This window comes from Mesorhizobium sp. M7A.F.Ca.ET.027.02.1.1 (genome assembly GCF_004022985.1).
In the GTDB taxonomy this organism is placed as follows: Bacteria; Pseudomonadota; Alphaproteobacteria; order Rhizobiales; family Rhizobiaceae; genus Mesorhizobium.
This window is the reverse complement of the sequence record NZ_RZOL01000090.1, coordinates 1-17,810: the sequence shown is the minus strand read 5'-3', so window position 1 is coordinate 17,810 and position 17,810 is coordinate 1. Positions and strand designations below refer to the sequence as shown.

Genomic DNA, 17,810 nt, shown 5'->3' with positions numbered 1-17,810 from the left:
TTTGTGAATCGATCAGTAAAGCGTCTTGGCAAGCGTCTCGGCGGCGCGGTCGAGGTCGTGGACCTCGCTTCGTCCGACCACCGCATAGGCGACATCGCCGATCTGGAAATAGGCCGACGAAATGTCGCCCGAGGGCGCTATCGCCGGCTTGACGACGTCGAAGGTTCCGGGCCGGATCGCAAACAGCGACACCAGCCCCATGTCTTTCGTCTCGACCGCCATCTCGACGCTCGGCCCAAAGCGCGACGGATAGATCTGCACGTCGCGCACCCTCCAATCCGTCGGCAGCGACGGCATGACGATGGCAGTGGCGGCGCGGATTTCGCCGGCGTTGTAATTGGGCGTTTCCGCCTGCGATGGCATGCTCTCGCGCACCAGCGTCGTCCTGTGGGCCTGCACCGCCTCGTCGACATAGGCGGGCGGCTGCGGCGAGGCGACGACCTTGGTCACCGACATCGGCCCGATGATGCCGTTTGCCAGCCAGCCGGCGGCGACGAAGCCGGCGACCGCCGCCGCGCGCTGCAACACGCCGAAGAGCCGGCCGCGGGCAAGCCCCCTCTCCAGCCGCCGCGCGGCATCGGCGGTCGCGGGGCGCGCCATGCCCTTGGAGCAGGCAAGCGCCACGCGCAGTTCATCCCGGGTCCTGAGATCCGACATCACGCGCGCCGCCGCCTCCGGGCGAGCGGACAAGAATGCTTCGACCTCGATGCGGCGGGTAACGTCGACCTGGTCGTCGACATAGGCGTCGAGGTCGATATCGGTCACGGGATCGACAGTTGCGGTCATGACGGGCCTCCAACGATCCTGAGGTGGTTTTTTGCCTTCGCCGGCTCCTCCATCTCGCGCAGTGCGGCGCGCGCCCTGCCGATGCGGGACATCAGCGTGCCGAGCGGCACGCCGCTGGCATCGGCGGCCTGTTGATAGGAGAGGCCTTCGATTGCGACGAGGTGCAGCGCTGAACGCTGTTCTTCCGGCAGGCTGAAAAAAGCCTCGCGCACCTGCGCCAGGCGCACCGAATGTTCCTGTGGTGCCGGCGTGCTGCCGTCGGCCAGGTATCCAGCCTGTTCGACGCGCGACGCTTCGGACTTGCGGGACCGCATCTTGTCGATGAAGGTGTTGTGGACGATCGACAGCAGCCACGCGCGCAGGTTTCCGCCGGAGCGGAACGTGCTGCGCCGCTCATAAGCGCGCACCAGCGCGTCATGGACAAGATCCTCGGCGTCGGTGCTGTCGCGCGTCAGCGAGCGCGCATAGCGGCGCAGCGAACCGAGCTGTCCTATGATGTCAAAACGTGGCACCGGCGGTTTCATGTCCTGTTTACGGAGCATGTGGGGATTTTAATCCCTGCCCTGCCAATTTTTCCCTTCGGAGGACATCGTTCGAATGTAACGATTGTTGCCGGCATCAATTTTATCATTGGTATCGGCACGATGTGCGATGCCCGGTAGATCGTGTCTACTTTACACGCCTCTTCTCCAGCTTCCGCGCCAAAGTCCGGCGGTGCATGCCCAGCCGTCGTGCCGTCTCCGAAATGTTGAAGTCGGCCTCCACCAACGTCTCGTGGATGCGCTCCCATTCGAGGTTCTTTATCGAGGTTGGTCGCTCGGCCAGCGGCACCGAAGCATTGCCTTCGACCTGGCCGAAAGCCGCTTCAATGTCGTCTGTATTGGCGGGTTTGGCGAGATACTGGCAGGCGCCGAGCTTGATCGCCTCGACAGCGGTGGCGATGCTTGCAAAGCCGGTCAACACGACGATCCGCATTTCAGGATCGTGCTCGTGCAGCGCCCTGACGCATTCCAGGCCCGAGCCGCTGGCGAGCTTGAGATCGACGACGGCATATTGGAAGGCAACGGTGCCGATCAGCGCATGCACGCCGTCGACGCTCCGGCAGCTATGCGTTTCGTAGTCACGCCGTTCGAAAGACCGGCGCAGTGCGTTGGCAAAGGCGATGTCGTCCTCGACGATCAACAGCGTGCGTTTAGTCGGCATTGTGCCCTCGCGGAGACAGAGCAGCCAGCGGCAGATGCAACGTAACCGAAGCTCCCCCCTCGGTTCTATTTCTTACGGTGACGGTACCCCCCAGCTTGCGGATGACATTGACGACCAGAAACAGGCCGAGCCCGCTACCTGGCCGGTTCTTGGTCGACGTGTAGGGCTTGCCGAATTCTGCAAGCATGGCTTCTTCAAATCCCGGTCCCGCGTCGACAACTTCGACGATGAGATCGTCCGCGTGGCGGCTGACGATCAACCCGACCCATAGAGGCGACGCTTCAAGTGCGTTGTCCAGTACATTGAACATCACCTGTTTGAGCGCGGGATCGGAGACGATCTCCTGGTTGGCGCCGAAACGCCTGGTGTATTCGAAACCTTGCGGCAGACGTGTCGATTTCCATTCGGCCACCAGTTCCGCCAGGAAGGCGTCGACGGAGGTGCGAACCGTGCCTTCGCCGCGCAATTCGCCCGACGACATCAGGATTCCCGAAACGATCTTCTTGCAACGGTCCAACTGGCCCTGCATCTCCCGGATTTCCTGCGCCAGATCCGGATCTGCCTCGAGAGCCGGCATGCGCTGCCAGTCATTGAGGATGACGGAAAGCGTGGCCAGCGGCGTGCCGAGCTCATGCGCGGCACCGGAGGCGAGCAGGCCCATCCTAACGATGTGAGCCTCCTCCGCCGACTGCTGGCGCAAATCCGCAAGATGGGCGTCGCGGGTGCGAATGTTGTTCTGGACCCTGGTGATGAACAGCACCAGAAGCGTTGCCGCCAGAACGAAACAGATGAACATGCCCTGGATGTGCAGGCTGAACAGCCCGGCACCGTGTGCGGCGGGCAGGCTGATCTCACGGTAGAAAGTGGTCAGCGCGATGAAGCACGTGCTTGCAATGAGGACCAGCGCCCAGACCGACCATGTCTCCAGCAGCACCGCGCCCAGGATGACCTGGAGCAGGTAAAGCGAAATGAAGGGGTTGGACGCACCGCCGCTCAGGTAAAGCTGGACCGTCAACGCGGTGACGTCGAGCAGCAGCCCAAGAAACAGCTCGGTGTTGGTGATCGCGTCCTGGCTGCTGTGCCGGCGCAGGCTGGCGACATTGAGAGCGATCAGCAGCAGGATCACCACCGCCATCGGGACCAGCGGCAATCCAATGCCGAGCACGTAGCGGACGAACAGGATCGTCACGATCTGACCACCGACCGCGATCCAGCGCAGTTGAATCAGAAGCAGAAAATTCTGTTTGTTGGTCTTGTCGTGCAACGTCATTGGGCCGGGAGGTCCCCAGCCCTGGCCAAGCAGGTCACTCAAGCGGGCGTCCGATCCAGGCGCTGGTTGAGTCTCAGCGCAAGTAACGTGCATAGCGCTCCCGACAACAGATAGGCGCCTGATGAGATCAGCCCGAAATGGGCGGACAGGAACAGAGCGACTATGGGGGCGAAGCCCGCCCCGAACAGCCAGGCGAGATCCGAGGTCAGCGCCGCCCCTGTATAGCGGTAGGTCTTTGAAAAGTTCGAGGCGAGTGCTCCTGAAGACTGGCCGAACGACAGGCCGAGCAGGACGAAGCCCAATACCATGAAGACGGACTCTCCGACGAAGCCGCCATCGAGCAGCTGTGGCGCGAAACCGCTGAACACGGCAATGGCCACCGCCGAGCCTCCGAGCAAGGGCCAGCGCCCAACCCGGTCGGCGACGAAGCCCGAGATCGCGATTGCCGCCAGGCCGAAGAAAGCTCCGATCGTCTCGATGACGAGGAACCGTGCCGGTCCCTCGCGCGTGAACAGGAAAATCCAGGACAGAGGAAACACCGTCACCATGTGGAACAGGGCGAAACTCGCCAGCGGCGCGAAGGCGCCGAGCACGACAGTGCGCCCTTCGGCGCGCAACGTCTCGCGGACGGAAGTCGGCTCCAGTTCCTGGCCTTCGAACAGTTTGGTGTATTCCGGCGTCACCACGATGCGCAGCCGTGCGAACAGGGCGACGACATTGATGGCGAAGGCGACGAAGAACGGGTAGCGCCAGCCCCAGCTGAAGAAGTCTTCGGCCGACAGGTTGCCGACGAAATATGCAAACAGCGCGCTGGCAACGATGAGCCCGAGTGGTGCGCCTAGCTGCGGGATCATCGCATACCAGCCGCGGCGCTTTTCGGGCGCATTCAACGCCAGCAGCGAGGCAAGTCCGTCCCATGTCCCGCCCAGCGCCAGTCCCTGACCGATCCGGAACATGGCCAGCAGCCAGGCCGAAGCCTGGCCGATCTGGTCGTAACCGGGCACGAAGGCGATCGACACGGTCGAGGTCCCCAGCAGGAACAGCGCGATGGTGAGCTTGGCGCTGCGTCCGTAGGCGCGGTCGAGCGCGGTGAAGATCGCCGTGCCGATCGGCCGCGCGATGAAGGCAAGCGCGAAGATGGCGAACGAGTAGAGCGTGCCGGTCAACGGGTCGGCATAAGGAAATACGAGCTTCGGAAAAACGATGACGGAAGCGATCGCGTAGACGAAGAAGTCGAAGAATTCCGACGTCCTGCCGATGATGACGCCGACGGCGATTTCGCCGGGCTTCACCTCATGATGCCGCGCGTTGATCCGTCTTGCGTCGGCTTCGATTTTCGAAGTTGGGCTCACAGCATTCTCCGTCGCCCCGCCGCGGTCTCATGCGATCGCTGCCATGTGCGCGGGCCAGATGCTTTGATGACGCCTGCCGCGTCATTGCGGCATTGGACAAATTGTCCAATGCCTTCATTGCCGCGGTACGGCTAGCACTGGGGGGAACAACCGACAGGTCATACATTGAGCCGTCTCCGTACCCTTTTCCTGCTGCCCCTGCTGGCATCGCTCGGCTCCTGCAGCATGGTCGTCATGAGCCCTGCCGGCGACGTCGCCGCGCAGCAGCGCGACCTGCTGATGGTGTCCACGGCACTGATGCTGATCGTCATCATACCGGTCATGGCTCTCACCATATTCTTTGCCTGGCGATACCGCCAGTCCAACCGCGAGGCGCGCTACGAGCCGGATTGGGACCACTCGACCCACCTCGAACTCGTCATTTGGGCTGTGCCGCTTCTGATCATAATCTGCCTGGGCGCAGTGACCTGGATGGGCACCCATCTGCTCGACCCCTATCGTCCGATCGGACGTGTCGCGGCCGGCAAGCCGCTGCCGCCGGACGTGCGCCCGCTTGAGGTCGAAGTCGTCGCGCTCGACTGGAAATGGCTGTTCATCTATCCCGAATACGGCGTGGCCATGGTCAACGAACTGGCTGCGCCGGTCGACCGGCCGATCAGCTTTCGCATCACCTCCGCATCGGTGATGAACTCCTTCTACATTCCAGCACTGGCCGGCCAGATCTATGCAATGCCGGGTATGGAAACCAGGCTGCACGCCGTCATAAACAAGTCCGGCGACTATGAAGGATTCTCCGCCAACTACAGCGGCGCCGGCTTCTCGGGAATGCGCTTCGCGTTCCACGGCCTGGACGATGCCGGTTTCCAGGCATGGATCGCGAAGGCAAAGGACGGCGGCGGCAAGCTCGACCGAAACGGCTATCAGGAGCTCGAACAGCCCAGCGAGAACCAACCCGTGCTCCACTATGCGGCGGTGGATGCCGATCTCTACAAGGCGATCCTCAACATGTGCGTCGAGCCCGGCAAGATGTGCATGAGCGAGATGTCGCAGATCGATGCCAAGGGCGGTCTGGGAATGGCCGGCATCCGCAACACCCTTCCGCTGCTGTACGACAAGTTCGCCCGGCGCGGCACGATATTCGGCCCCGCCCCATCCTATGTCGCCAGCATATGCACAACCGAAGAAGCACTGGCGGCTTCGAAGGCCGATCAATCCGTCACGCCGATGACCTCGACGCCGATCGTCGGCGCTGGTCTGCAACGGCCACTGCCCCTGTCGATCCGACTGCCGTCACCTTCCGCAACCGGCACGCTTCGGTCGCCCTTCAACTCCTGAGGCGCCACGCAAGACATGTTCGACAATCCTGCTTTTCTCAAGGCGATCTTCGGCCGGCTTACGCTCGAGTCGCTGCCGCTGCACGAACCCATCGTGGTCGCGACCTTCATGGTCGTCGCGCTGGGCGGCGTGGCACTCATCGGCGCGCTGACCTATTTCAAGCTCTGGGGCTATCTGTGGCGCGAATGGTTCACCAGCGTCGACCACAAGCGCATCGGCGTGATGTACATGGTGCTCGGCATCGTCATGCTGCTGCGCGGCTTCAGTGACGCCATCATGATGCGGCTCCAGCAGGCGATGGCCTTCGGCGGTTCGGAAGGCTATCTCAATTCGCATCACTACGACCAGATCTTCACCGCGCACGGCGTGATCATGATCTTCTTCGTGGCGATGCCGCTGGTGACGGGCCTGATGAATTTCGTCGTCCCGCTGCAGATCGGCGCCCGCGACGTGTCGTTTCCGTTCCTCAACAATTTCAGCTTCTGGATGACGGTCGGCGGCGCGGTCATCGTCATGATGTCGCTGTTCGTCGGCGAATTCGCCCGCACCGGCTGGCTTGCCTATCCGCCGTTGTCGGGGATCGGCTACAGTCCCGATGTCGGTGTCGATTATTATATCTGGGCCCTGCAAGTGGCGGGCGTCGGCACGCTGCTGTCGGGCGTGAACCTGGTCTGCACCATCGTCAAGATGCGCGCGCCTGGCATGACCATGATGAGAATGCCGATCTTCACCTGGACCGCGCTTTGCACCAATGTGCTCATCGTCGCCGCCTTCCCGGTGCTGACGGCGGTGCTGGCCCTGCTGGCTCTCGACCGCTATGTCGGCACCAACTTCTTCACGAACGACTTCGGCGGCAATCCGATGATGTACGTGAACCTGATCTGGATCTGGGGCCACCCCGAGGTCTACATCCTGATCCTGCCGGCCTTCGGCATATTTTCGGAAGTGACCTCGGCCTTCTGCGGCAAGCGGCTCTTCGGCTACACGTCGATGGTCTACGCGACAGTCGTCATCACCATCCTGTCCTATCTGGTCTGGCTGCATCACTTCTTCACCATGGGATCGGGAGCGAGCGTCAACTCGTTCTTCGGCATCACAACGATGATCATTTCGATCCCGACAGGCGCCAAGATATTCAACTGGCTGTTCACCATGTACCGCGGCCGCATCCGCTTCGAACTGCCGATGATGTGGACGGTCGCCTTCATGCTGACCTTCACTGTCGGCGGCATGACCGGCGTGCTGCTCGCGGTTCCGCCAGCCGACTTCGTGCTCCACAACAGCCTGTTCCTGGTCGCGCATTTCCACAACGTCATCATCGGCGGCGTGCTGTTCGGCCTGTTTGCCGGCATCAGCTACTGGTTCCCCAAGGCATTCGGCTTCCGGCTCGATCCGTTCTGGGGAAAGATGTCGTTCTGGTTCTGGGTGGTCGGCTTCTGGTTCGCCTTCATGCCGCTCTACATCCTCGGCTTGATGGGCGTAACGCGCCGGCTGCGCACCTTTGAGGATCCCTCGCTGCAGATCTGGTTCATTATCGCCGCCTTCGGCGCCTTCCTGATCCTGCTTGGTATCCTGTCCTTCCTCATCCAGATCTTCGTCAGCGTGCGGCGGCGCGAGCAGCTTCGCGACGATACCGGTGATCCCTGGGACGGGCGCACCCTCGAATGGGCAACCTCGTCGCCGCCCCCGGCCTACAATTTCGCCTTCACGCCGGTCGTCCACGATCTCGACGCCTGGGCGGACATGAAGAATCGCGGCTACCAGCGTCCGTTGACGGGCTTCCGCGACATCCACATGCCGCGCAACACCGGAGCCGGCGTCGTCCTGGCCGGGTTGAGCGTGGTGCTTGCCGTGGCGCTCATCTGGTACATCTGGTGGCTGGCGATCGTCAGCTTCGTCGCCCTGATCGGCTACGCCATCGCGCATACCTTCAACTACGACCGGGACTTCCACATTCCGTCCAGTGACGTCACCCGCGTCGAGGACGAGCGGACACGCCTGCTCGCAGCCACCAGCCAGGCGGGATAAGCACCATGGCACACGCCGACACGGTGATCGACGACACGGTCTTCCACCTGGAAGACGACCACGGCCATGCCGAGAGCGGCAGCAGCACCATGCTCGGCTTCTGGATCTACCTGATGAGCGACTGCCTCATCTTCGCGATGCTGTTCGCGGTCTACGGCGTGCTCGGTGGCAATTACGCGGCCGGACCCGCGCCGAAGGATCTGTTCGATCTTCCGCTGGTCGCGCTCAACACCACCATGCTGCTCCTGTCCTCCATCACCTACGGCTTCGCGATGCTGGAGATGGCGAAGGGACGGGTGAAGCCCATGCAGGTGTGGCTGGTGATCACTGGCCTGTTCGGCCTCGCCTTTCTCTGCATCGAACTCTACGAATTCGCCCATTTCATCCACGAGGGGGCGACGCCGCAGCGCAGCGGCTTCCTGTCGTCGTTCTTCACGCTGGTCGGAACGCACGGCCTGCACGTCACCTTCGGCCTGGTCTGGCTGGTGGTGCTGATGGTGCAGGTCTCCAGGCACGGGCTGATCGCCGCGAACCAGCGGCGCCTGATGTGCCTGAGCATGTTCTGGCACTTCCTCGACGTCATCTGGATCGGCGTCTTCACCTTCGTTTATCTGATGGGAATGTTGCGATGAGCGCCGGCCACCACACAGACACCAGCGACCAGAGCCACGCGCGTCACGGCGTCGATCACGGCTCGCTGCGCGGCTATCTGACAGGCTTCGGCCTGTCCGTCGTGCTGACCGCCATTCCCTTCTGGCTGGTCATGACCAACCCACTCGGCAATCAGATGGCTTCGGCGATTGCCATCATGGCCTTCGCCGTCGTGCAAATCATCGTCCACATGGTGTTCTTTCTGCATATGAACACCAGGTCGGAGAGCGGCTGGACCATGATGGCCCTGATCTTCACCCTCATCCTGGTGGTGATCGCGCTGACGGGCTCGCTCTGGGTCATGTACCATCTGAACGCCAACATGATGCCCGGCCATGACATGAGTCAGATACCCTGAGAGAGGGACCTGGCTTTGGATGAACAGGCGCGGACGACACCGCATTCGAATACAGGCGACGGCCAAAGGGTTACGCGTTCACCATGGACGCTGTTGGTGCTTTGCCTTTGCGGTGCCATCGGCGTCGCAGGGTTCTCGGCGCTCGGTATCTGGCAGCTGGAGCGCCGCGTCTGGAAGCTCGACCTGATCGAGCGTGTCGACCAGCGTCTCAAGGCCGTACCTGTGGCCGCCCCGGCGCCTTCGGCCTGGCCAGAGATCAACGCCAGGGATGATGAGTATCGCCAGCTTGCCGTCACGGGCCGGTTTCTCGGTGATCGCGAGACCCTGGTCCAGGCGGTCACCGATCGCGGCGGTGGTTTCTGGGTAATGGCGCCGTTCCGAGCGGATGATGGCTTCACGATTCTGGTGAACAGGGGCTTCGTGCCGACGGACAAGCGCGATCCGGCAACCCGCCTCGCAGGCAAGCCCTCGGGCGATCACACCGGAATTCGCGGCCTGCTGCGCCTGACCGAACCGAAGGGCGGCTTCCTGCGTAACAACGATCCGGCCGCCAACCGCTGGTATTCGCGCGATGTGCAGGCGATCGCCTCGACGCAAGGCCTCGGGCAGGTCGCTCCTTATTTCATCGATGCCGATGCCACGCCCAATCCGGGAGGGTGGCCGGTCGGCGGCCTGACGGTCGTTTCGTTCCACAACAACCATCTGGCCTATGCCCTGACATGGTTCGGGCTGGCCTTGATGGTGCTGGGCGCGATCGCCTATCCGTTGCGGCAGGCTGGGAAACACGGCGGGGGCTGACCGCTGGCCGAGGCAAAGCTGAAAGGAGCAGGCAGGGCAGGCTTCCCGGCACCCCGTCTCAGGCTGGAGCACCTAGCTAAAACCGCTGGCGAAACGCGACCGATTTGCGTATCACTCCGCCGCCATTGGAGCCCTAGCGATGTTTGAAGCCCTGCAGCCCGCCCCCGCCGACAAGATCCTCGCCCTGATCGGCCTTTATCGAGCCGATCCGCGTCCAGACAAGGTCGATCTCGGTGTCGGCGTCTACAAGGATCGCGACGGCAAGACGCCGGTCATGCGCGCCGTGCGCGAAGCGGAAAAGCGCCTGCTGCAGGGTCAGGACACCAAGACCTATCTCGGCCTTGCCGGCGATACCGGCTTCAACACGGTAATGGCCAAGCTCGCCTTCGGTCCGGGCGCCGACATGACGCGCATCCGTGCCGCGCAAGCGCCCGGCGGCTCCGGCGCACTGCGGCTGGTGGCGGAACTGCTGAAGCGGACACGCTCGGATGCAACCATCTGGCTGTCGGACCCGACCTGGCCGAACCACATGCCGGTAATGCGCGCCGCCGGCCTGCAGATCCGTGAATATCCCTATTTCGATGCCGCCTCGGGCGCTGTTCGCTTCGACGACATGCTGGCGGCCCTGCGGACCGCAAAGAGCGGCGACGTCGTGCTGCTGCATGGCTGCTGCCACAACCCGACCGGCGCCAATCTGGATGCGGGCCAGTGGGCTGCCGTTTCCGATCTGGTCGTCGAGCGCGAGCTGCTGCCGTTTGTCGACATCGCCTATCAGGGCTTTGGCGATGGCCTCGAGGCCGATGCCCTCGGCTTGCGCCTGTTGGCGGCAAAAGTTCCGGAAATGGTCGTCGCCTCGAGCTGCTCGAAGAATTTTGCTGTCTACCGCGACCGCGTCGGCGCGGCGATGATCCTGGCCAGGGACGGCGCACAGGCGGATGTGGCGATGAGCCAGATGCTGTCGGCGGCGCGCGCCATGTATTCGATGCCGCCGGACCATGGTGCGGCGGCCGTGCGCATCGTGCTCGAAGATGCCGCCTTGCGCGCCGACTGGGAAGCCGAGCTCGAAGAGATGCGCCTGCGCATGCTCAGGCTACGCGTGCAGTTCGCCGAGGCACTGCGCCGGCAGTCCAATTCCGATCGCTTCGACTTCGTCGCCAGCCATCGCGGCATGTTCTCCCGCCTTGGCCTCACGGAAGCGCAGGTCGAACGGCTGCGTGCCGAGCACGGCATCTATATGGTCGGCGACAGCCGCATCAACGTCGCCGGCCTGCCCGAAGACGGCATGGACGAGCTCGCCAAGGCGATCGTTTCTGTGCTCGACTGACGTGGCTCGCCTGTGGACAAGGCACTCTCGCCGGCTGACAGCGTTGGCCGCGCGGCCGGCCGCGCGATAGCATCAGCCCCTATGACACCATCGAAAGACATTTCGCGCCTGATCGAGATCATGGCGGCGCTACGGGCGCCGAAGACCGGCTGCCCCTGGGACATCGAACAGGATTTCTCGACCATCGCGCCCTATACGATCGAGGAAGCCTACGAGGTGGCGGATGCCATCGCGCGCGGCGATCTCGACGATCTGCGCGACGAACTCGGCGACCTGCTGCTGCAGGTCGTCTATCATGCCCAGATGGGCGAGGAGGCCGGTGAATTCTCGTTCCCTGACGTGGTGCAAGCCATCACGACGAAGATGATCCGTCGCCACCCACATGTCTTCGGCGACGAAAAAGCCCGTAGCGCCGGCATGGCCAAGGGCATGTGGGAAAAGATCAAGGCCGAAGAGAAGGCGGAGAAGCGAAGCGCTCGTCTCGCCCGCGGTCTCGATCCCGAAGACAATGGCAAGGGGTTTCTGGACAGCGTTCCGGTCGCCCTGCCCGCGCTGACCCGGGCGCTGAAACTTCAGGAGAAGGCCGCCCGCGTCGGCTTCGACTGGAGCGAGGCAGCGCCCATCCTCGACAAGATCGAGGAAGAGATCGGCGAATTGCGCGAGGCCCTGGCCAAGGGCGACACCGCCTCGATCAAGGATGAGTTCGGCGACATGCTGTTTGCCGTCGTCAACCTCGGCCGTCACCTCAAGCTCGATTCCGAAGCAGCGCTGAGCGGCACCAACGAAAAATTCCGCTCGCGCTTCCACTATGTCGAACAGGCCCTGGAAAAATCCGGCAGCACGCTGGAAAAGGCTGATCTGGCCGAGATGGAAGCGCTCTGGCAGGAAGCAAAAAGCGCGAAATAACCCGCACTAACCGTTGTTTTTACGACGCAATCTGCTTTCGATCTCTTCGCGCGCGCTTTGCGTGGCCTTGAGCGAGATGGTGGCGCTGCCGTCATCATTGTCGCTTCGCGAAACGACATCGCCATTGCGGTAAAGCCAGTCGACAAGGCCGAACTGGGCCGGCTCAATCGTCACGGTGAGGTCTTCGAGTTCGCCCGCCATCCGTGTTTCGATGATCGCCTTCAGCGCATCAATGCCCTCGCCGGTCACCGCCGACACCGCAATCGGCGGCGCCTTGTTGGCATCGGCGCCGTCGGCAAGCAGCCGGGTCCGGTTGCCTTCGTCGAGCCGGTCGATCTTGTTCCACACTTCTATCACGCGCTTGGCGTCGCCGGCGTCGACACCGAGGTCGGCCAGGATGCGCTCGACATCTTCCGCTTGTGCAGCAGTGTCCGGATCGGAAATGTCGCGCAGATGAAGCACGAGATCGGCCTCGACCACCTCTTCCAGGGTGGCGCGGAAAGCCGCGATCAGATGCGTCGGCAGGTCCGAAATGAAGCCGACCGTATCGGAGAGGATGATCGGCGTGCCATGTGGGAGGCGCACGCGGCGCAGCGTCGGGTCGAGCGTGGCGAACAGCATGTCCTGCGCCAGCACATCCGCCCCGGTCAGCCGGTTGAACAGCGTCGACTTGCCGGCGTTGGTGTAGCCGACGATCGCCACCACCGGGAACGGCACCTTCCTGCGCTTGGCGCGGTGCAGGTCGCGCGTGCGCCGCACCGTTTCCAGCTCCTGCTTCAGCTTGATGATCTTTTCCTGCAACTGCCGCCGGTCGGATTCGATCTGCGTTTCGCCGGGGCCCCCGAGGAAGCCGGCGCCGCCGCGCTGGCGCTCCAGATGGGTCCAGCTGCGCACGAGGCGGCCCTTCTGGTAGTTGAGATGGGCGAGTTCGACCTGCAGCGTGCCTTCCTTGGTGCGCGCGCGCTCGCCGAAGATCTCGAGAATCAGCCCGGTGCGGTCCAGCACCTTGGAGTTCAGCTCTTTTTCGAGATTGCGCTGCTGCACCGGGGTCAGCGGATGGTCGACGACGACCACTTCCGCATGTCCCTCTTTGACGATTTCCGCGAACTCCGCAACCTTGCCGCTGCCGAGCAGCGTCGCCGGGCGCGGATCGTTGACGGTCACCACCGCAGTGTGGATCAGATCCAGGTTGATGGCGCGGGCAAGGCCGACGGCCTCGTCGTGGCGAGCATCAGCCGAACGCATCAGCCGAGGACGGTTGGTCTCGTCGTCGTTGCGCTGGTGGCGGGTAAGGACGGGCACAATGACAACAGCCCGGGTCGGGCCCTTGGCTTCCGTCCCGGGATGATGCGTTGGTTTCCCGCGAACGGTGGCGTCCGCGTCTTTCTCACGTGCCAATCAGGCGCCCTGGCTTTCCTCGCCATCGAACATCTGAACCGGCTGGCTCGGCATGATCGTGGAAATGGCGTGCTTGTAGACGAGCTGGGAGTGACCGTCACGGCGCAGCAGGACACAGAAATTGTCGAACGAAGTGACCACGCCGGTCAGCTTGACGCCGTTGATAAGGAAGATGGTGAGCGGGTTCTTGCTCTTGCGAACTGAATTCAGGAACAGGTCCTGAAGGTTTTGCGATCGTTCCGCCATTGTTCTTGTCTTTCGCCGATCCCCTTCGGTTTGCAAGCCAATGCGCCAAATTAACGGGCGCATGTCAAGCTCGCAAACACCGTCTTGTCGTCAGTAACGACAAGCAGAACGAGATATATTGATGTTCATTCCACCTGTGCGGTTATCAGGCTGGACTTTTTTCCGCAATGTCAAAAAAGGCCTGCCGCAAGGAAAGTGTTATTGAGCCGGGGTGCCCATTGGCGACCGTATCGCCGTCGATAGCCACCACCGGCATGGCGAGTGTCGTTGCGGAGCTGATGAACGCCTCGCGTGCCGCCTTGGCCTCGGCGACGGAAAAGCCGCGCTCCTCGATCTTCAGGCCGAGCTTGGCCGCCACTTCGAACATGGTCGTGCGGGTGATGCCGCGCAGGATGCCGTGCTCGGCCGGCCTGGTGACCAGGACGCCGTCCCGAGTGACGATCCAGGCATTGGACGAGCCGCCTTCTTTTACGTTGCCTTCGGCGTCGACGAACCAGGCTTCCTGCGCACCGGCCTCCTTTGCCTTCTGCTTGGCCAATACATTGGGCAGCAGCCCGACGGTCTTGATGTCGACGCGGTCCCAGCGGTTCTCCGGCACGGTGATGACCGCGATGCCGGTCTCGGCTCGCTTTGCTCCGGCTGCGGGGTCGGCCTTCCTGGCGGTCACCACCAGGGCCGGCTTGGTGTTGGCGGAAGGGAAGACAAAGTCGCGGCTGGCGACGCCGCGCGTCACCTGGACATAGACCAGGCCGTTGGCGACATGGTTGCGGTTGACCACCTCGCGCAGGATAAGCGGCAGCACGTGAGAGGTGACTGGCCAGGCGATCGACAATTCGGTCAGCGAGCGGTTCAGCCGCGCCAGATGGCGCGGCATGTCTACGATGAAGCCACGCGCCACCTCGCAGACCTCATAAACACCGTCGGCGAACTGATAGCCGCGATCCTCGATATGCACGGCAGCGTCCGCGTGAGCGACGTAGCGCCCGTTGACATAAGCAATGCGCGGCATGGGCAACCCCTGAAGAAATTATCGGGCTTTTCTTATGCGATTCCGCCGTTGCCGTAACCGGCAAATGCTTGGCCCAGCGCGGCGGCTGGATATGTCGCGCTCACACGCCCAGCGACTTCAGCTTGCGATGCAGAGCGGAGCGTTCCATGCCGATGAACTCGGCGGTCTTCGAGATGTTGCCGCCGAAACGGTTGATCTGGGCGATCAGGTAGTCCTTCTCGAACTGCTCACGCGCTTCGCGCAACGGCAGCGCCATGATGTGCTGGTCGGATTGATTCGGCGTGCGTGGCATGACATCGCCGATCTCGGCCGGCAACAGGTCCGCGGTGATCGGCGCGTCGACGTCGTCGCCGCGCGCCAGGATCATCAGGCGCTCGACATTGTTGCGCAGCTGACGAACGTTGCCCGGCCAGTTGTGCGCCTGCAGCACGGCCAGCGCGTCGTCGCCGATGCGGCGCGGCTTGATGCCGGCCTGGCGGGCGATCTGCTTCATGAAATTGTCGACGAGGTAGGGAATATCCTCGCGCCGCTCGGCCAATCCCGGCACGATGACCGGAACCACCGCGAGGCGATGGTAAAGATCCTCGCGGAAACGCCCGTCGGCAATCATCGCCTCGAGGTTCTGCGAGGTCGAGGAGATGATGCGGACATCGACCTTGACCCGCTTGGTTCCCCCTACCCGCTCGAACTGCTGCTCGACCAGCACGCGCAGGATCTTGTTCTGCGTCTCGCGCGGCATGTCGGCCACCTCGTCGATGTAGAGGATACCGCGATGGGCCTCCTCCAGCGCGCCGACCTTGCGCTCGACGCCATTCGATTCGGTACCGAACAGCTCGATTTCCATGCGCTCGGGCGTGATGTTGGCGGCGCTCAGCGTCACGAAAGGTGCGCTCTTGCGCGCCGACAGCGTGTGGATGGCGCGCGCGGCCAGTTCCTTGCCCGAGCCAGACGGTCCGATGATCATCACGCGGCTGTTGGTCGGCGCGACGCGTTCGATGGTCTGGCGCAACTGGCTCATCGCCGACGACATGCCGATCAGATCGAAGGTTTCGCCGCTGCGCAGCTTGAGGTCGGAAACCTCGCGCCGCAATTTCGAGGTCTCCAGCGCACGCTCGGCAATAAGGATCAGCCTGTCGGCCTTGAACGGCTTTTCGATGAAGTCATAGGCGCCGCGCCGGATGGCGGAGACCGCCGTTTCGATGTTGCCGTGGCCGGAAATCATCACCACCGGCAAGGTCGGATGCATGGTCTTGATCTCGTCGAGCAGCGCCAGCCCGTCCAAGCGCGAGCCCTGCAGCCAGATATCGAGGAAAATCAGCCGCGGCGCGCGATCAGCTATAGCAGCGAGCGCACTGTCGGCATCGAATGCCGTGCGGGTTTCGTGACCTTCGTCGCTCAGTATGCCCGCGACGAGTTCACGGATGTCTTCCTCGTCATCGACGATGAGAATATCAGACGCCATTACCGACCTTTTCAGTTTCTCTTTCGTTTTCCGCCCTGCTTTCGCCGCGCGGAGCCGTTGCGGCCGCAGGCGGCAGGATGATGCTGATCATCGCGCCGCGCCCATCGTGGAAGTCCGCTGGAGCATCGTGTAGTTCCAGCCTGCCGCCATGGTCCTCCACGATCTTCTTGACGATAGCGAGGCCAAGTCCGGTGCCCTTCTCGCGTGTGGTCATGTAGGGCTCGAGCAGCCGTTGGCGATTCTCGCGCGGCAGGCCTTTGCCATTGTCGATGACGTCGATTCGAATCGCACCATTCTGGCGCCCGGCTTGAATCCGGATTATGCCGTGCGAACCGTCCTTCTGTTCCAATCCGTCGATCGCCTCGGCGGCGTTCTTGATCACATTGCCGAAAGCCTGCGCCATCAGGCGGCTGTCGAAAGTGCCCTTGAGCGGCTCCGTGCCGAATATCCGCTCGAAGGTGATGTCGGCGCGGCTGACCTCGACCAGGAACGAGGCCTCACGCAGCGATTCGCGCAGATCTATCGCCTTCATCTCAGGCTTTGGCATGCGCGCGAACGCCGAGAATTCGTCCACCATACGGCCGATATCCTCAACCTGACGGATGATGGTGTCGGTGCATTGGTCGAAAACCTCGCGGTCCTCGGTAATCACCTTGCCGTAACGGCGCTTGATACGTTCGGCCGAGAGCTGGATCGGCGTCAGCGGGTTCTTGATCTCGTGGGCGATACGCCGCGCCACATCCGCCCAGGCCGACGAGCGCTGCGCCTGAACCAGGTCGGTGATGTCGTCGACCGTCACGACATAGGATTTTTCCTCCGAGCCGTCGTCGCCGGCCTCGATGGTGATCTGCACGTTGAAGGTCCGCTCGGCACCGGCGCGGTAAAAGGTCACCTGCTCGCGATAGACGGGTTTGCCGGACTTGCGACCGATCTCGAAGACGCGGCCGACATGCGGCAGCACGGCGGAAAGATTCTGCCCAAGGGCTGCGCTGGCCGAAATCGCCAGCATCGCCTCGGCCGAGCGGTTGACGATGGTGACGATGCCGTAAGGGTCGACGCCGATGACGCCGGCGGTAACGCCGGCAAGCACGGCTTCCGAGAAGCGGCGCCGTTCGTCGATCAGGTCCTTGGCCGACAGGATCTCATTGCGCTGCGATTTCAGTTCGAGAAGCATCTTGTTGAAGGTATCGCCGAGCGAGGCGACATCGCCGTCCGAAGGCCTGACGGGAACCGCGACGTCGAGATTGCCGGTCGCCACCTCGTCGGCGGCGCCGATGAGCTGGCGAATAGGCCGCACCAGACGGTCGGCGACCGCAATGCCGGTCCAGATCGCGGACAGGATGATGATGAGCGTCAGCGACAGATAGGGCAGCGCGAAGGCCACCTGCGAGGTACGGCGGTTATCTTCCAGCCCCCGATATTCGTCGGTGTTGGACCTGACGATCTGCCTTGCCTTGATCACTTCGGGATCGACGAGCCGAATGGTGTAGAGGTAGAGTCCTTCGATCTCCCGCAGCTTGACGATGGCGCCCATGATGTTGCGCGTTTTCGGTTCGATCAGCACCGGCTTGCCGTCGGCAGCGCTGGCCACCGCGCCTTCCGGCGGCTCGGGCATGGCGAACTCCGTATCGGTCTTGGCGCTCATGACGAAAGAGCCGTCCGGCTTGATCAGCGCCGCATGGGC

The 17,810-nt window shown here is 62.9% G+C and carries 17 protein-coding genes; 7 read left to right on the top strand and 10 right to left on the bottom strand.

Features of this window, described 5'->3' with window-relative positions:
* Positions 1 to 12: 12 nt before the first annotated feature.
* The 5 genes from EN749_RS12925 to EN749_RS12905 form a co-directional block, all read right to left on the bottom strand.
* Positions 13 to 786 carry an anti-sigma factor gene (locus EN749_RS12925; RefSeq protein WP_128363268.1) on the bottom strand — a complete coding sequence of 258 codons (774 nt, stop codon included), beginning with the start codon at positions 784 to 786 and terminating at the stop codon, positions 13 to 15.
* Positions 783 to 1,328 carry a sigma-70 family RNA polymerase sigma factor gene (locus EN749_RS12920; RefSeq protein WP_127321069.1) on the bottom strand — a complete coding sequence of 182 codons (546 nt, stop codon included), beginning with the start codon at positions 1,326 to 1,328 and terminating at the stop codon, positions 783 to 785. Before EN749_RS12920 ends, EN749_RS12925 begins: the two co-directional genes overlap by 4 nt.
* Positions 1,329 to 1,455: 127 nt before the next feature.
* Complete coding sequence (locus EN749_RS12915) at positions 1,456 to 1,989, bottom strand: response regulator transcription factor (protein ID WP_127321068.1); 534 nt, start codon at positions 1,987 to 1,989, stop codon at positions 1,456 to 1,458.
* Positions 1,979 to 3,301, bottom strand: a complete 1,323-nt coding sequence (locus EN749_RS12910; protein ID WP_128289430.1) for an ATP-binding protein — start codon at positions 3,299 to 3,301, stop codon at positions 1,979 to 1,981. Before EN749_RS12910 ends, EN749_RS12915 begins: the two co-directional genes overlap by 11 nt.
* Complete coding sequence (locus EN749_RS12905) at positions 3,298 to 4,611, bottom strand: MFS transporter (protein WP_127268838.1); 1,314 nt, start codon at positions 4,609 to 4,611, stop codon at positions 3,298 to 3,300. The genes EN749_RS12910 and EN749_RS12905 overlap by 4 nt, the downstream gene beginning before the upstream one ends.
* Before the next feature lie 165 nt (positions 4,612 to 4,776).
* Between EN749_RS12905 and cyoA the strand changes: the two genes are divergently transcribed.
* The 7 genes from cyoA to mazG all read left to right on the top strand — a co-directional run bounded on the left by cyoA (position 4,777) and on the right by mazG (position 12,011).
* Positions 4,777 to 5,946: a ubiquinol oxidase subunit II gene (cyoA, locus tag EN749_RS12900; RefSeq protein ID WP_128289428.1), complete on the top strand. Its 1,170-nt coding sequence runs from the start codon at positions 4,777 to 4,779 to the stop codon at positions 5,944 to 5,946.
* 15 nt (positions 5,947 to 5,961) lie between these two features.
* On the top strand, positions 5,962 to 7,974 hold the full coding sequence (gene cyoB, locus EN749_RS12895) for a cytochrome o ubiquinol oxidase subunit I (RefSeq protein ID WP_128363267.1): 2,013 nt from the start codon (positions 5,962 to 5,964) through the stop codon (positions 7,972 to 7,974).
* 5 nt (positions 7,975 to 7,979) lie between these two features.
* Entirely contained in the window at positions 7,980 to 8,606 is a 627-nt protein-coding gene (gene cyoC, locus EN749_RS12890; protein ID WP_127397268.1) for a cytochrome o ubiquinol oxidase subunit III, read from the top strand.
* A complete protein-coding gene (gene cyoD, locus EN749_RS12885) occupies positions 8,603 to 8,983 on the top strand; it encodes a cytochrome o ubiquinol oxidase subunit IV (protein WP_128363266.1) in 381 nt (126 codons plus the stop codon). The genes cyoC and cyoD overlap by 4 nt, the downstream gene beginning before the upstream one ends.
* A 96-nt stretch (positions 8,984 to 9,079) precedes the next feature.
* Positions 9,080 to 9,781, top strand: coding sequence for an SURF1 family protein (locus tag EN749_RS12880; protein ID WP_128363265.1), 702 nt, complete (start codon positions 9,080 to 9,082; stop codon positions 9,779 to 9,781).
* A gap of 139 nt (positions 9,782 to 9,920) precedes the next feature.
* Positions 9,921 to 11,105: an amino acid aminotransferase gene (locus EN749_RS12875; RefSeq protein ID WP_128363264.1), complete on the top strand. Its 1,185-nt coding sequence runs from the start codon at positions 9,921 to 9,923 to the stop codon at positions 11,103 to 11,105.
* Positions 11,106 to 11,186: 81 nt separating this feature from the next.
* Positions 11,187 to 12,011: a nucleoside triphosphate pyrophosphohydrolase gene (gene mazG, locus EN749_RS12870; protein WP_127810328.1), complete on the top strand. Its 825-nt coding sequence runs from the start codon at positions 11,187 to 11,189 to the stop codon at positions 12,009 to 12,011.
* Between the two features lie 6 nt (positions 12,012 to 12,017).
* Here mazG and hflX read toward each other — a convergent pair whose 3' ends face one another.
* From hflX to EN749_RS12845, 5 genes are all read right to left on the bottom strand, one after another.
* Complete coding sequence (gene hflX / locus EN749_RS12865; protein WP_127810327.1) at positions 12,018 to 13,409, bottom strand: GTPase HflX; 1,392 nt, start codon at positions 13,407 to 13,409, stop codon at positions 12,018 to 12,020.
* Positions 13,410 to 13,655 carry an RNA chaperone Hfq gene (hfq, locus tag EN749_RS12860; protein ID WP_006202172.1) on the bottom strand — a complete coding sequence of 82 codons (246 nt, stop codon included), beginning with the start codon at positions 13,653 to 13,655 and terminating at the stop codon, positions 13,410 to 13,412. It abuts the gene before it with no gap.
* Between the two features lie 145 nt (positions 13,656 to 13,800).
* On the bottom strand, positions 13,801 to 14,664 hold the full coding sequence (locus tag EN749_RS12855; protein ID WP_127810326.1) for a D-amino-acid transaminase: 864 nt from the start codon (positions 14,662 to 14,664) through the stop codon (positions 13,801 to 13,803).
* 100 nt (positions 14,665 to 14,764) lie between these two features.
* Positions 14,765 to 16,126, bottom strand: a complete 1,362-nt coding sequence (locus tag EN749_RS12850) for a sigma-54 dependent transcriptional regulator (RefSeq protein WP_023812026.1) — start codon at positions 16,124 to 16,126, stop codon at positions 14,765 to 14,767.
* On the bottom strand, positions 16,116 to 17,810 hold a 1,695-nt coding region (locus tag EN749_RS12845; RefSeq protein ID WP_145990908.1), incomplete at its 5' end, for a PAS domain-containing sensor histidine kinase. The genes EN749_RS12845 and EN749_RS12850, both read right to left, overlap by 11 nt.